We start from the raw sequence: 15764 nt of genomic DNA on the forward strand, positions 1-15764 counted from the left end.
AAATTGCTTCAAGCCCCTCTTTTGAGGGGCTTTTTATTGAATACCACAGAATATTGATACAAGCTAAAGCCTATCTAGTTTTATTTCATAACACACGTAGGTTCTAGCAAAGATGAAAACAGCGCGTCGAGTTCTACTTCTGTTACTGGTTATCTTAGTTGCCATTCCAGCCGCTACGATTGCGCTGCTAACAACATCTTACGCGGACGCAACCTGGCGCTTGCTGTCAAACACCTTTTCTCTTCCCTTCCGGGCCGAAAGCGTGCGTTATGGCTTTCCCTATCACCTAACTTTACAACGCGTGAACACCAGCGGAGACGATGCGTCTTACATCGAGCAAGTCGATTTATGGATGAATCCCGATGTTTATCGCGATGGTAAATGGATCGTTGATAGTTTATTGATTGATGGTATGAGCTTGCAGTATGGCGCACCAAAGCTCCCACCTTTAGATAACGTTTTATTCCATCAAATCGCGCTCAAAAATATTGATTACGCCGACGAGCAGTTCTCTGCCAATGGCATTGACCTTCAAATTCAATCACCACAATGGAATGGTCAATTAATACCATATGGCGAAGTTCAACTTGCAGCTGACCAACTCTATTGGAATGGCGAAGCCTTTAATCAAGTCTTAGTCGATATAGACTACAAACCGCAAGACAGTACGCTTTATGGCACCTCTTTTAACTGGCGTAACAGTCAAATATCTGGGCAAGGGGAGCAGTATCCTCAAGGCTGGTCTTTAGTAAATGTGACCATCAACAAGCTGAAACTGAGTAATACGCAGCGCCAGTCACTGCTTGCAAAACCTTGGCACGATCTACCATTTAACATTAATCATATTAATAGCTTAGATTTGCTTAACGCCGATATTGAATGGGGCGACTGGCACTGGCAGAACTTGGATCTTTCTGTGGAAAACGCCACACTGCCACTGTCTCTCTGGAAGACAAAAGCTCAAGTGTCATTGCAGGCGGATAGCGTTCGATTCCAGCAGCAAACCGCAATAGAGCCACGTTTGAGTGCCGCTATCGAGCCAGGAGTAATCCAGCTCAACGAGCTCAGTTTAGATTGGCAGCAAGGTCGAGTGCAAGTTTCTGGATTGTTCACGCCAACACAATGGAAGCTCAAAGAAGCCTCTATTCAAGGCCTCAAGTGGGCAACACAGCCAGAAGACAACCTAAATTGGTGGCACGCCGCCACCAGCGAGTTAGAGCATGTTGCAATCGAACGACTCGACATTGAGCGCAGCCAAATTATCCAGCTATCTCACGAACCTTATTGGCAACTTTCCGGTTTAAATATCGAAGGACAACAGCTTGATATTAAACAGTCGGCTCAACGTTGGGGCCTTTGGCAAGGCGAATTGGAAGTCAGCGTTGTCAACGCCAGCTATGACCAAATACTCACGTCTCACGCAGCACTTGCCATGCAAAGCAAAGATGGCTTTTGGCAATTGACTCGCCTTTTTGCGCCACTCGATCAAGGCTACGTAGAAGGCATCGGACAGATAGATTTGAGTACCCCAAGCCAACCTTGGGCGCTCAACGTCAATGCTGATGGTATTCCCTTATCGCTCTTCCACGATTATTTTTTACCCGACACACTGGCTATTGATGGTTTTTCCGATCTCAGCCTCGATCTACAAGGGTTATCAGGTGATCGCAACATGCTGGCCTACAGCTTATCGGGTGAAGTGGAAGCCAATCTCCGAGATACCCGCTTGAAGTCCCAAGCGGATCATTCGCTCAAAGCCATTACCTTAAGTCCACTGCGTTTAAGCGCGCAACGAGGGGAAGTTGCCATAAAGCCGGTCACCATCTCAGGAAAAGCCATAAGTGGTAAGGTTTGGGGAACATTTGATATGGCCAACAACCCGCTAAGTGGCATTACTTATCAATTGGAAGAGTCGTGCGGAAACATTGAAGGCGATCTACTAAGTGGTGAAACCCACCGTAATGAGTGCGTGAACGCATCAAAACTGGCCGAGCCTACTGATATTGAGACTCCACAGAAAAATGATCCTTCCATCAAGCAGCCAATCGTGATTGATAACATCAATTTGGAGACTCAAGAGGAAGAGCTTTACGAAGAAATTATCGAAGAAGATGAAGTACCCAACACGCATTCCGCAGCAGAAGAACAAATCCTCTCACCGACAGAGCAAGAAGGTGAAACAGATAAGCGCCCAGCAGGTCAGTCGGCGCTTAACCCATCAGCAACTGAGTAACTGCGAGTAGTTCGGTATCAGCATATAGGTACCGACAAAATCCACAGCTGGCGTGTCACCACTATAAATCACTACGTGAATAACGATGCGTGCTTTGCGTCCCGACTCCAATCGGTCTAGGTCACCACTGATCCCATCCAACGAAGTACTCGCCACGGGGTTTTGTTCGACTGGTTGACGATAACGAATCGAGCTGTCGGCCAACACAATATCACCGTGCAGCCCACGCTCTTTAAGCAGCAGCCACGTCATCCCCCACCCTGTCAGGGTTGCTAAGGTAAAAGCTGACCCGGCGAACATGGTGTTATGCGGATTAAGGTTAGGATTAAGCTGCGCACAGCATTCAAACTGGTAACCCGTGTACTGGTTAATTTTGATCCCCATTTTGTCGCTAATTGGGATTTGTTGCTCCCAGCGCTGTTGAAGCTCAGTACACCATTCAGGGCGACGTAACACATTGGCCATCGGATCCAGTTGCTTCACCATTTGCTGATGGCGCACAGGGCCACGCTCATCGGTTAGCTCGCCTCGACGCTCAAAGCCATTTTTTTCATAAAAGGCGATGGCATCTTCACGGGCATTACACACCAAGCGTTTCGCTCCTTCTTGGCGCGCTAACGACTCTAGTGCAACCAAAACCAGCGAACCCATTCCTTTGCTACGGCGATTATTTTTAACCGCCATATAGCGGATCTGGCCATCATTGTCCGGCGTAATGTATAAACGGCCAATCGCCATAGGACGACCTCGACCATCAACAATCATGCGGTGATGACTCATTTCGTCGTATTCATCGCGCTCTGAGCCGATCGGCATACGCCATGGCTCACGAAGCAGTTGCCAGCGAAACTGATAATACTTGTTTATCTGATTATCGGTTTTGGGAGTAATGAGTTTGAACATATCAATCCTTTGAAAGCACAACACTAATCAGTGTCGGAAAAATTACTCCAAGCCAATTCCATGAGCTTGGAGTTAAAGCTTAGACTATGGCGCCTGTGTTACCAGATTAGACCTGCAACCAAAACGTCACTGGACCGTCATTCACCAAGGACACTTTCATATCGGCAGCGAAGCGGCCACGCTGTGTGGGTAAGACTTCTTCACACAAGTCAGAAAAGTAATCATACAAGCGCTCTGCATCAACAGGATGCGCACCGCGAGAAAAGCCAGCTCGCGTGCCTTTTTTTGTATCCGCAGGCAGCGTAAATTGAGAAACCACCAGCACTTTACCTTCCACCTGTTTAACGTTCAGGTTCATCTTGCCTTCGTCATCTTCGAACACACGGTAGGTTGTAACACGCTCCATTAAACGCTTTGCTTTAGCTTCATCGTCGTCCTTCTCTACGCCCAATAAGACCAGCAGACCACGATCAATTTCTCCTACGACTTCACCATCCACACGGACGGCTGCTTCACTGACTCGTTGAATTAGCGCTATCACTACTCTCGCTTCCTTCATCTGTTAACTGAGATTCAGCGGTCGAGTGTATCATGTCTAAATCTTCACTCCAGTGCTCTCGCTCACCAAGCGCAGCTGTAACTTCCGCCCCCAATAACACGATCATCCAGCATAAATACACCCAAACAAATAAGATAGGAATCGCCGCTAACGCGCCGTAGATGAGCTGATAAGACGGAAACTGAGTGATGTAGAGTGCAAAGCCTTTTTTACTCAACTCGAACAGTATCGCGGCGACTGCTGCCCCCATGGCACCATGAGCGAGATGTACTTTTTTATTCGGCACTAGAATATACAAGCCAAGAAAAGCAAAAAAGGACAGCAACAACGGTAGCCAACGCAGAAATAAATTAAACGCACCAGATAATGTCTCGTTCTCTAAAATTTGCAGCGAAGTCACGTACGACGTCGCCGCAATACTCGCACCGACCATGATCGGCCCTAACGTGAGTACCATCCAATACATAGAGAATGAAAAGACTAAACGGCGCTTGTCTTTAACTCGCCAAATGTAGTTTAAGTTCTTATCAATGTTGGAAATCAGCATGACCGCTGCGATGAATAAAAACCCACCGCCAACCGCGCTCATTTTGCCCGTATTCGCCACAAATTCCTGTAATGCCGTATGTACAGCTTCTCCAGAAGCTGGCACAAAATTCTCAATAATGTAGCCTTGCAGCACCTCACCAACGTTCGCAAAAACGGGAAATTTCGACAATATTGATAACAATACCGTCAGCATTGGCACGATGGATAACAAGGTAATGTAGGCAAGATAGCCCGCGTTCACATTCACACGGTCATGCGTTAATCGCTTAAGAAGATACTTAAAAAACGCGACGCAACTTGGCAGTAGATTGATTAATCTCGCCTTGTAACTCTCTGATAACTGGTTCATAGTTCATCCCATAATTAGCGCCGAGGACATAAGAATGCCTTATTTATTAGCAATTGTACTATCAATTTTCACTTTAACAGGGTGTCAATCTGCTTATTACTCAGCAATGGAGCAGGTTGGGTATCATAAACGAGATATTATGGTCGACCGCGTCGAAGATGCCAAAGAATCTCAACAAGATGCACAAGAAGAATTCACCAGTGCACTTGAAGCCTTGTCTGCGATCACCAACTTTGATGGTGGTGAGCTAGAAAATGTCTACAACAACATCAATGACAAATACGAAGATAGCGAAAAAGCGGCTCAAGACGTACGTGACCGTATTGCTGCGATTGAAGACGTATCCGGCGCACTGTTTGATGAGTGGCAAGATGAGCTAGAGCTGTACTCGAGTGCGAAACTGCGTCGTTCAAGCGAGCAAAAGCTACGTGAAACCAAAGCCTCGTACAAAACCATGCTTAGCGCTATGAAGCGTGCAGAGAAAAAGATGACACCGGTACTGGATACGCTACGTGACAACACGTTGTACTTAAAACACAACCTTAACGCCAGTGCGATTGGTTCTTTGCAAGGTGAGTTCTCTAGCTTAGAGAAGGACATTCAGTTTGCGATCAAACAAATGAACGAAGCGATTGCAGAGTCCGATAAATTCCTACAAAAGCTCAATCAAAAGTAAATGATTCAGACCTCCTCCTAGCGAGGAGGTTTTAGTCGGCGACCTTACCGAGTAAACCGATGACTCTTCGAACAAAGCCTACCCTCTCTGGCACAGTTCCCCATGGTACTTCTATCACTTCATAACCCAACTCAGTATAGACACTCACTAACGACTGATGAATCTCCAATGCTTCTTCAAAGCTGTGCGGACGCACTTCATCTTGTACGTAAATGGATGCTTCAGGTCGACAAGTAAACACCTGACTATGGTACCCAGCGCTTTCGGTTAAGAAAGCTTGGTCAACCTTACAGCCGCCCACTTGTAGGTATGCAATGATGTCGGGGATGGCGCGATCAACAAACGCAACATCATGACAACGCGCATCACTCTTTTGTTTGTCCATCAACCCAAGGCATAACTTGGCAAACTCAGGTAAATTCGTCCACGGCAAAATACCATTTTCTAACTGGCTTTGCTGCTCAATCAAGTCGCGAGACCCTTCAGGAAACGTGGCGTAACCACACGCGTCTAGCGCATTCAGCAGTGTTGTTTTTCCCGCACCAGGCCCACCGGTGATAATAATCGGGTTCATATTCAACTCCAGAAAACAAAAAGCCCCGAGCATAACTCGAGGCTTCTTCTTAATTGAATCGCTTAACGAAAATTATTTCGCGCCACGAGAAGCACGCTTACGGTCGCTTTCCGTTAGGAACTTCTTACGGATACGGATGCTTTCAGGCGTTACTTCTACTAGCTCGTCGTCATCGATGAATTCTAGTGCTTGCTCAAGAGTCATCTTGATTGGCGGAGTAAGAACCTGTGCGTCATCGGTACCTGATGCACGAACGTTGGTTAGCTGCTTACCTTTCAGTGCGTTTACCGTTAGGTCGTTGTCACGGCTGTGAATACCGATAACCATACCTTCGTAAACTTCAACACCGTGACCGATAAATAGACGACCACGCTCTTGAAGGTTGAACAGTGCGTTAGTTAGCGCTTTACCCATCGCGTTCGCGATTAGTACACCGTTTACACGTTGACCGATGTTACCGCCTTTGTGAGGGCCGTAGTGATCAAACGTATGGTAAAGAAGACCTGAACCTGAAGTCAGTGTCATGAATTCCGTTTGGAAACCGATCAGACCACGTGATGGCATAACGAAGTCCATACGCACACGACCTTTACCGTCTGGAGACATGTCTTTCAGCTCACCTTTACGTAAGCCGATGTTCTCCATGATGCCGCCTTGGTGCTCTTCCATTACGTCGATAGTTACCGTTTCGAACGGTTCCATCAACTGACCATCTTCTTCTTTGATGATTACTTCTGGACGAGATACTGCTAGCTCGAAGCCTTCACGACGCATGTTTTCGATCAGGATAGAAAGGTGAAGTTCACCACGACCTGATACGCGGAATTTATCTGGATCGTCTGTTTGCTCAACGCGTAGTGCAACGTTGTGTACCAGTTCCTTCTCAAGACGCTCAAGGATGTTACGTGACGTTACGAACTTACCTTCTTTACCCGCGAATGGAGACGTGTTTACTTGGAACGTCATTGTTACTGTTGGTTCATCAACAGACAATGGTGGTAATGCTTCTACTGCGTTTTGTGCACAGATAGTGTCAGAAATTTTCAGCTCGCCAAGACCAGTGATTGCGATGATATCACCCGCGTTAGCTTGTTCCACTTCGTGACGCTCTAGGCCAAGGTAGCCCATTACTGTACCCACTTTACCGTTGCGAGTTTTACCGTCAGCACCAATAATGGTTACCTGCTGGTTTGGTTTAACGCTACCACGAGTTACGCGAGCCACGCCGATAACACCAACGTAAGAGCTGTAGTCTAGCTGAGAAACTTGCATCTGTAGTGGACCATCAAGGTCAACATTTGGCGCGTCAACAACATCAACGATAGTTTGGAATAGTGGTTCCATGTTCTCGCCAGTTTCGCCTTCTTCTAGAGAAGCCCAACCGTTAAGTGCAGATGCGTAAACTACTTTAAAGTCTAGCTGGTCATCAGTTGCACCTAGGTTGTCAAATAGATCGAACACTTGGTCCATAACCCAATCAGGACGTGCACCAGGGCGGTCAATCTTGTTGATTACAACGATTGGTTTTAAACCGTGAGCAAATGCTTTTTGTGTTACGAAACGCGTTTGAGGCATTGGACCATCAACTGCGTCAACGATAAGTAGTACAGAGTCTACCATCGACATGATACGCTCAACTTCACCACCGAAGTCCGCGTGTCCCGGAGTATCTACGATGTTGATACGGTAATCGTTCCAGTCGATTGCTGTGTTTTTAGCAAGAATGGTAATACCGCGCTCTTTCTCGATGTCGTTCGAGTCCATGACTCGCTCTTCAGCTTCACCGCGAGACTCAAGCGTGCCTGATTGTTGTAGCAGCTTGTCAACCAACGTGGTTTTACCGTGGTCAACGTGCGCGATGATCGCGATATTTCTTAATTTATCAATCTGTGGAGTAGCCATGGATATTGATTCACTTAGATAGATGAAATGCCCCCACGCTGAGAACGGGTGCTCTCTGGCGACATTTGCTGATTAAAAAAACGGCCATAATGTACCAGATTTTAGCAAAAAGCCTAGAAATATGTGATCTACTCCCGAGCATTTCTGCGATTTTTACGCTTAATGCCCATTTTCTTCCTCAGAACGAATTGATTAAACGCAACTTTATTCTAATCGATGCATAATTCAAATTGACTCTTGCTCAAAAACTGGGCTGAATACGCAATGTACCTGTCACATTATGGTGCAACAATGATTTTTAGCACCATAATAGTGCAATCAAAGATCATTTTGGTGCAAGCAACTGCACCAAACTAGCATTCAAAAACACAATTGCTTGAAATTAATGGAATATTTTTTTTGGCACGGTTTTGGCTTTAGTTAAAACAGCATCGGTTAATGAAAAGTCAAATTGATTAATCAATGCCAGGTTTCATGAATAATTCATAAATCGAGCTTTTACCGCTTATTAACACTGGAGGTTATCCAAGATGTCAGTAGAAAACGTTCTATCGCTGATCCAAGAAAACGAAGTTAAGTTTGTTGACCTACGCTTCACTGATACAAAAGGTAAAGAGCAGCACATTTCGATCCCTGCTCACCAAATCGACGCAGACTTCTTCGAAGAAGGTAAAATGTTCGATGGTTCATCAGTTGCTGGCTGGAAAGGTATCAACGAATCAGACATGGTAATGATGCCTGACGCATCTTCTGCTGTGCTTGACCCATTCACGGAAGACGCAACACTAAATATCCGTTGTGACATCTTAGAGCCTGCAACAATGCAAGGCTACGACCGTGACCCACGCTCTATCGCAAAACGCGCTGAAGACTTCATGCGTTCTACTGGTGTTGCAGATACTGTACTTATCGGTCCTGAGCCAGAATTCTTCCTATTTGATGACGTGAAGTTCTCGACAGACATGTCAGGCTCTTTCTTCAAAATCGACGACGTAGAAGCGGCATGGAACACAGGTTCTGACTACGAAGAAGGTAACAAAGGTCACCGTCCAGGCGTTAAAGGTGGTTACTTCCCAGTAGCTCCAGTAGATTCATCTCAAGACATCCGTTCTGCTATGTGTCTAGTAATGGAAGAAATGGGTCTTGTTGTTGAAGCGCACCACCACGAAGTGGCAACGGCGGGTCAAAACGAAATCGCAACTCGTTTCAACACGCTAACAACCAAAGCTGACGAAATCCAAATCTACAAGTACGTTGTACACAACGTTGCTCACGCGTTTGGTAAAACAGCGACGTTTATGCCTAAACCACTTGTTGGCGACAACGGCAGCGGTATGCACGTTCACCAGTCTCTAGCAAAAGATGGCGTAAACCTATTTGCTGGTGACAAGTACGGCGGTCTATCTGAAATGGCGCTTTACTACATCGGTGGTATCATCAAACACGCTCGTGCAATCAACGCATTCGCTAACCCATCAACCAACTCGTACAAACGTCTTGTACCAGGCTTCGAAGCACCAGTAATGCTAGCTTACTCAGCGCGTAACCGCTCTGCTTCAATCCGTATCCCAGTGGTACCAAGCCCGAAAGCACGTCGTATCGAAGTTCGTTTCGGTGACCCAGCGGCGAACCCATACCTATGTTTCGCAGCAATGCTTATGGCTGGTCTTGACGGTATCAAGAATAAGATCCACCCAGGCGAAGCGATGGATAAAGACCTTTACGATCTTCCAGCTGAAGAAGCAGCAGAAATCCCAACTGTTGCATACTCACTAAAAGACGCGCTAGCAGAGCTAGATGCTGATCGTGAGTTCTTAACAGCGGGCGGCGTATTCTCTGACGACTTCATCGATTCATACATCGACCTTAAGTCTCAGGACGTAGAGCGTGTGAACATGACAACTCACCCTGTTGAGTTCGAACTTTACTACTCTGTGTAAGGTCGACACTGTGTAAAATGTAAACACAGCAATAAAATATTAGGCTCGCCTCGCAGGCGGGCCTTTTTTGTATTCGCCAGTCAAGCTTCGACGTTTAACATGAGAGGATAATAAAAATACACTTAGAATTTTTCCTTACAGGTCAAAGAGCTAAGCCATTGAAACGTGAAATCATCGAACAAGAGAAGGTGAGCAATGAAAGTTCAGCTTATTCCATCACTGTGTGCACTCAGCGGATTGTTAATCGCCTCTATCGCCTTCGCGCAGGTCGCGTATACGTGGGTAGATGAAAATGGCGTGGTTCACTTTAGTGATACGCCAAACAAAGGAGCAAAAGCGATCGCACTGCCAAACCTTGAAGCCAGCGCACCAGCTCCTGAGGTAGAAAGTACTGAATCGCTCGCACCTCAGACTACGCCATCTACTGCATCACAAAACAAGCCAGAGAAAACAACCGAGAAGCCTCTCCCATTACAACTCTCGATGCTGACTCCCAAGCACAACGAGACCATCCGCAGCAATCGAGGCATCATCAATATTCAATTAGAAACCAATCGCAAGCTTGGTATCGGTGAGCAATTGCAATTGTTACTCGATGGAAAACCTTATGGTGCACCACAAAACCATATAGTGTGGCAGTTAAACAATATTGACCGAGGCACTCACACACTTGCTGTGCACGCGAAAAGAAGCGGCAAGCTTATTGCATCTACTAGCCCTATAACGGTGCATTTACATAGAGCAAGTGTTAAGCCGACCGTAAAAGGGGCAAAATAGAATATCTGGTGAAAAAAATCACATCACAGCGATGCTTTTCACTTTTTCTTCTAAGATTTATTCGCCATACTTAACGTTCAATTGCACCATTATTGTGCATCGCACAATCTTAAAGCAAAACAAGGACGTAATGTGGATACCAGTCTTCCTAGTGCCATTCTCAACAATATGGTGACAGCAACGCTGATTCTTGATGATGGATTGGCCATCCGTTATGCCAATCCGGCTGCCGAATTGCTGTTTTCTCAAAGCGCCAAACGAATTATTGAACAATCACTTTCTCAATTGATTCAGCATGCGTCGCTGGATCTCGCGCTGCTCACTCAACCGTTGCAAAGTGGCCAAAGCATCACCGACAGTGACGTCACTTTCGTTGTTGATGGCCGCCCTTTAATGCTAGAGGTGACGGTTAGCCCTATCACTTGGCAAAAGCAGTTGATGCTTCTGGTCGAGATGCGCAAAATTGATCAGCAGCGCCGACTCTCTCAAGAACTGAACCAACACGCCCAACAACAAGCAGCGAAGCTGTTAGTCCGAGGGCTTGCACATGAGATTAAAAATCCGCTTGGCGGCTTACGCGGTGCGGCGCAATTGCTAGAAAAAATGCTGCCAGAGCCCTCTCTCACCGAATATACACACATCATCATTGAGCAAGCAGACCGTTTAAGGGCGCTCGTGGATCGATTACTAGGACCGCAAAAGCCAGGTAAGAAGACACAAGAGAATCTGCACCAAATTCTTGAAAAGGTTCGTCAACTGGTTGAATTAGAGTCACAACGCTCAATCATCATTGAACGAGATTATGACCCAAGCTTGCCAGAGATTTTGATGGATACAGACCAAATCGAGCAGGCAATGCTTAATATCGTCAGCAACGCCGCACAAATTCTTAGCCATCAAGAGCACGGGAAAATAACCATTCGCACCAGAACGGTGCATCAAGCCAATATTCACGGCAAACGCTGTAAACTCGCTGCTCGTGTCGAAATCACAGACAACGGCCCAGGTATTCCACCGGAACTACAAGACACGCTGTTCTATCCCATGGTCAGTGGCCGCGAGGGAGGAACTGGATTAGGGCTATCTATTTCGCAAAATTTGATCGACCAGCACAATGGAAAAATAGACGTAGAAAGCTGGCCTGGTCACACAACATTTACTATTTATCTGCCGATCTGAGTGCGCTAATGGACTTCAAGTCGCGTCAGTTTTTCGGTTTGCTGCAAGGATTACTACATGAGTAAAGGATATGTTTGGGTCGTTGATGACGACAGTTCAATTCGCTGGGTAATGGAGAAAACACTCTCCTCTGCCAACATCAAATGTGAAACCTATGCCGATGGAGAAAGCGTGTTAATGGCGCTCGAACGCGAAGTGCCGGATGTTCTAGTATCAGACATTCGCATGCCAGGTATTGATGGGTTGGAGCTACTAAAGCAAGTACAGCGCGATTACCCAGACCTTCCCGTGATTATCATGACCGCGCATTCAGATTTAGATGCGGCAGTGAATGCGTACCAAAAAGGTGCTTTTGAATATTTACCAAAACCTTTTGATATTGATGAAACTTTAACTCTGGTTGAACGAGCCATTGCACACAGCCACGAAAACAAACGCGAGCAGCTCTCTCCAGAAGACATTCCAGCAGAAACGCCTGAAATTATCGGTGAAGCACCAGCGATGCAAGAGGTGTTTCGCGCCATTGGTCGTCTTTCTCGCTCCTCTATTTCAGTCTTGATTAACGGTGAATCGGGCACGGGTAAAGAACTCGTTGCTCATGCACTGCACCGTCACAGTCCACGTGCTAACAAACCTTTCATTGCGCTCAATATGGCGGCAATTCCCAAAGACTTGATTGAATCAGAACTGTTTGGCCACGAAAAAGGCGCGTTTACGGGGGCAAACAATGTTCGTCAAGGACGATTCGAACAAGCCAATGGCGGCACTCTATTTTTAGACGAAATCGGCGACATGCCATTGGACATTCAAACTCGTTTGCTACGCGTTCTAGCTGACGGGCAGTTTTATCGAGTGGGCGGTCACTCTCCGATCAGTGTCGATGTACGAATTGTCGCGGCAACACACCAGAACTTAGAAAAGCTGGTGCAAGAAGGTGACTTCCGTGAGGACCTCTTTCATCGCTTAAACGTGATTCGCGTGCAGATCCCGGCACTGCGTGAGCGTAAGCAAGACATTGAAAAGCTTACACAGCATTTTCTTATCCGTGCGGCTGATGAGCTTGGTGTGGAAACAAAAACTCTCCACCCATCGACCGTGGAGATTCTTAACCGCCTTGATTGGCCTGGCAACGTTCGTCAATTAGAGAATATTTGCCGTTGGTTAACCGTTATGGCCAGTGGTAGCGAAGTGTTACCAAATGACTTGCCAAGCGAACTACTCGAAGAGAAAAAATCCATTTCAGACTCTGCACATGGTAGTTGGCAAGAACAATTGGCGGATTGGGCACGGCATTCACTCGCAGCAGGAGATAAAGAACTACTTTCTTACGCTTTACCAGAATTTGAACGCATTTTATTAGAAGCAGCCTTAGAGCACACTAAAGGTCATAAGCAAGATGCCGCTAAAGTATTAGGCTGGGGGCGAAATACACTCACCAGAAAATTAAAAGAATTGTACTGACAATCACTTACGTGGTGCGTTAACAACGAGCGTCGTTTGTCACTCGATATTAATAAAAACATCAGTACAATTGTGGCGCACCACCATCTATGTGATTAGGCGATGTCTACTGCTACGACTCAAATTACACTGCGTACTGCTGTTCTGATTCCATTTGTCATGATCTTCTTACTGGCGATCGGTGTCATTGTCTACGTCCAAAAACAAAGTTACGAAGAAGTGGTCACGGATATCAGTGACAAGCAACTTTCCGTGTTAACCGAAAGTGTCCACGACCACCTCAATAGCTATCTACGTAAGCCTTTTACTGCGGTTATGGCTCTCGCGCACAACGTCAGCTATCACAACCTTTATCGCCCTCACGATACCTCAGACATTCAAAACTACCTGCTAAGTGCATTCAAAAATCTTTACCAATCGATACCGCAGTTGGATGTAATCGCATTTGGTTCAGAAAACGGCGACTTTGCAGGCTTTCGCCGCGAACTTTCCGACGATTACACCTTAATGGTGCAAGATCGCCACACCGATGGTGATCTGGTTATTTATGGAACCAACCATGTGAGTAACAACATTCGAACGGTTATCTCCCAATACGATCCTCGCACTCGCCCATGGTATAAGCCCGTTGCAGAGAGCCAAAACGCCACTTGGTCTGAAATTTATACCAACGCTGATGAACGCCAGGATATTACGCTATCAGCCATGACGCCGGTGTACAAACACGACCAATTTGCTGGTGTTTTGGTGACAGACATTCGTATCAATACATTCAACGAATTCCTGCGCGAGTTAAAATACAACACTAAAGCGTCGGTCTACATCATGGACCCAGATCATCGTTTAATCGCTCACTCAGGCCCGGGAAGCGTCATCTCATGGGGCACAAAATTTTCGGATAAAGGGCAGCGTTTGCTTGCCGCTGAAAACGCAGACCCGATCATCAAAATCAGTGCGAGCCGCGTCCGGTCTTTCGATCTCAACAACACCAAGCAACCTTATACTTTTTCATTTGAACATGATGGACAACGTATTTTCAGTCGGCTAACCCCGTATCGAGACCAAGATGGCTTAACATGGTTTATTGGCACCTCCATTTCGGAGTCCGAGCTTCTCGGCCTGTTACCAAAAAGCCAGCAAGAGAGTTGGCTCGTTGGCATTATTGTAAGCCTATTTGGGATCGCCATCAGTTGGATCATTTTCAACCGAGTTACCAGACCAATTAACGCGACGGCCGCCGCCGCTCAGCACCTGGCAAATGGGGATTGGGATAGCGGCATGCCAAAGCCTGGTTATGTGTATGAGACAACCGTACTGGTTCATGCTTTTAATGAAATGGCGAACAATCTAAGAGCTTCATTCAAAGCATTGCGTGAACAGTTAGTTTATGACTCTCTAACACGCTTATATAGCCGTCAGGGTTTGGTCGAAATCTGTGAAAATCAGTCTCATCTTTGTCACGGCAGTTTATTTTTACTTGGTATCAACAAATTTAGAGATATCAACGACAGTGTGGGTCATCACAACGGCGACCAGTTGTTGGTCAGCATCGCTGAAAGGCTAAAACAGCAGTTTCGTGACAACGCATTATTGGCTCGGATTGGTGGTGATGAGTTCGCGGTGTTTCTCTCAAATGTCGACACTGAAACCAAAATTAAACAAACCGAGCGTCGATTACAGCAACTCTTTTCCACCCCATTTATGGTGGAAGGCGAGAATGTAGTGATGAAGATTTCACTTGGTATTGTACAAACCCAGCCAAACGAAACCATGCCTTTATGGTTACGCAACGCCAGCATCGCATTAAGTTACGCTAAACAAGACTCACTGACTGGTGTTTGTCACTACAGCCCAGAACTAGCGAGCGCTTCAAAGTTTCGTACGCAAATGCTGACCAAGATCCAAACTGGCATTGAAAACCGAGAGTTTATTCCTCATTACCAACCGATTGTGGATCTCGTCAGTGGCACAGTGTGTGGCGCCGAAGCACTTGCGCGTTGGCATAGTGACTCAGGTATGGTGTCACCATTAGATTTTATCCCAATCGCGGAAGAAAGCGGCATGATCAAAGCCATCGGCCAACAGATTCTGTTACAAGCTTGTCGCGACACTTACCAAGCGATCGAAAGCAAACAGTGGCCGTCGGACTTCCAACTGCATGTGAATATCTCCGTTAATCAACTATCTTGCCCAAGTTTTGTTGATACGGTGATAAGCGTATTGGATATCACGAAATTACCAGCAAGTAACCTCACACTAGAGATCACAGAATCACGTATCATTGATAGCGCACCGACCACACTAGAAAATATGACTAAACTGCGTGAAATGGGTATTGGTATCGCGATAGATGACTTTGGCACCGGCTACTCATCACTGGGTTACCTCCACTCTCTGCCGTTTACCTGCTTGAAGATTGATCGCACCTTCATCAATCAACTCACACAAGAAAACTTAAACAGTTCAGTCGTCGCTGCCGTCATCAATATCACAGCAGGTCTCAAAACTAATGTCGTCGCGGAAGGTGTCGAGGATAGCAATCAAGCACAATTACTGCGCTCTTTAGGCTGTAATCAGGTGCAAGGCTTCTACTACAGCCGCCCTATGCCACTAGAAGAATGGCCAACACATTTGGTGAACATGAAGTAGAAAAGAGCGAGAA

12 protein-coding genes are annotated in these 15764 nt (G+C 46.3%); 7 read left to right on the forward strand and 5 right to left on the reverse strand.

What is annotated here, in order from left to right; genetic code table 11:
- Nucleotides 1-112 precede the first annotated feature (112 nt).
- Complete coding sequence (locus R8N47_RS14110; protein ID WP_064353519.1) at nt 113-2233, forward strand: AsmA family protein; 2121 nt, start codon at nt 113-115, stop codon at nt 2231-2233.
- On the opposite strand, the gene R8N47_RS14115 is transcribed toward R8N47_RS14110, so the two are convergent.
- The 3 genes from R8N47_RS14115 to R8N47_RS14125 all read right to left on the reverse strand — a co-directional run bounded on the left by R8N47_RS14115 (nt 2219) and on the right by R8N47_RS14125 (nt 4593).
- Complete coding sequence (locus R8N47_RS14115; protein WP_005379283.1) at nt 2219-3136, reverse strand: bifunctional GNAT family N-acetyltransferase/hotdog fold thioesterase; 918 nt, start codon at nt 3134-3136, stop codon at nt 2219-2221. The genes R8N47_RS14110 and R8N47_RS14115 overlap by 15 nt on opposite strands.
- A 106-nt stretch (nt 3137-3242) precedes the next feature.
- The gene (dtd, locus tag R8N47_RS14120; protein ID WP_005379282.1) at nt 3243-3677 is read right to left on the reverse strand and encodes a D-aminoacyl-tRNA deacylase; all 435 of its coding nucleotides are present in this window, start codon (nt 3675-3677) and stop codon (nt 3243-3245) included.
- Nucleotides 3649-4593, reverse strand: coding sequence for a virulence factor BrkB family protein (locus tag R8N47_RS14125; RefSeq protein WP_005379281.1), 945 nt, complete (start codon nt 4591-4593; stop codon nt 3649-3651). The genes dtd and R8N47_RS14125 overlap by 29 nt, the downstream gene beginning before the upstream one ends.
- A gap of 34 nt (nt 4594-4627) precedes the next feature.
- Between R8N47_RS14125 and R8N47_RS14130 the strand changes: the two genes are divergently transcribed.
- Complete coding sequence (locus R8N47_RS14130) at nt 4628-5269, forward strand: DUF2959 domain-containing protein (RefSeq protein WP_005382972.1); 642 nt, start codon at nt 4628-4630, stop codon at nt 5267-5269.
- A gap of 31 nt (nt 5270-5300) precedes the next feature.
- On the opposite strand, the gene R8N47_RS14135 is transcribed toward R8N47_RS14130, so the two are convergent.
- Together R8N47_RS14135 and typA are read right to left on the reverse strand one after the other, a co-directional pair.
- Nucleotides 5301-5843: an AAA family ATPase gene (locus tag R8N47_RS14135; protein WP_005382971.1), complete on the reverse strand. Its 543-nt coding sequence runs from the start codon at nt 5841-5843 to the stop codon at nt 5301-5303.
- Between the two features lie 72 nt (nt 5844-5915).
- Nucleotides 5916-7745, reverse strand: coding sequence for a translational GTPase TypA (gene typA / locus R8N47_RS14140; protein WP_005379276.1), 1830 nt, complete (start codon nt 7743-7745; stop codon nt 5916-5918).
- 530 nt (nt 7746-8275) lie between these two features.
- Here typA and glnA point away from each other — a divergent pair.
- The 5 genes from glnA to R8N47_RS14165 all read left to right on the forward strand — a co-directional run bounded on the left by glnA (nt 8276) and on the right by R8N47_RS14165 (nt 15751).
- Complete coding sequence (gene glnA, locus R8N47_RS14145) at nt 8276-9685, forward strand: glutamate--ammonia ligase (protein ID WP_005379275.1); 1410 nt, start codon at nt 8276-8278, stop codon at nt 9683-9685.
- A gap of 195 nt (nt 9686-9880) precedes the next feature.
- The gene (locus R8N47_RS14150) at nt 9881-10462 is read left to right on the forward strand and encodes a DUF4124 domain-containing protein (protein WP_064353518.1); all 582 of its coding nucleotides are present in this window, start codon (nt 9881-9883) and stop codon (nt 10460-10462) included.
- Between the two features lie 132 nt (nt 10463-10594).
- Nucleotides 10595-11641 (forward strand): nitrogen regulation protein NR(II), encoded by a 1047-nt coding sequence (gene glnL / locus R8N47_RS14155; RefSeq protein ID WP_017821940.1) that lies wholly within the window; start codon nt 10595-10597, stop codon nt 11639-11641.
- A gap of 57 nt (nt 11642-11698) precedes the next feature.
- Entirely contained in the window at nt 11699-13102 is a 1404-nt protein-coding gene (gene glnG / locus R8N47_RS14160; RefSeq protein WP_017821941.1) for a nitrogen regulation protein NR(I), read from the forward strand.
- Between the two features lie 102 nt (nt 13103-13204).
- Nucleotides 13205-15751, forward strand: coding sequence for an EAL domain-containing protein (locus R8N47_RS14165; protein WP_054579550.1), 2547 nt, complete (start codon nt 13205-13207; stop codon nt 15749-15751).
- Nucleotides 15752-15764 lie beyond the last annotated feature (13 nt).

Source organism: Vibrio sp. 2132-1 (genome assembly GCF_033344315.1).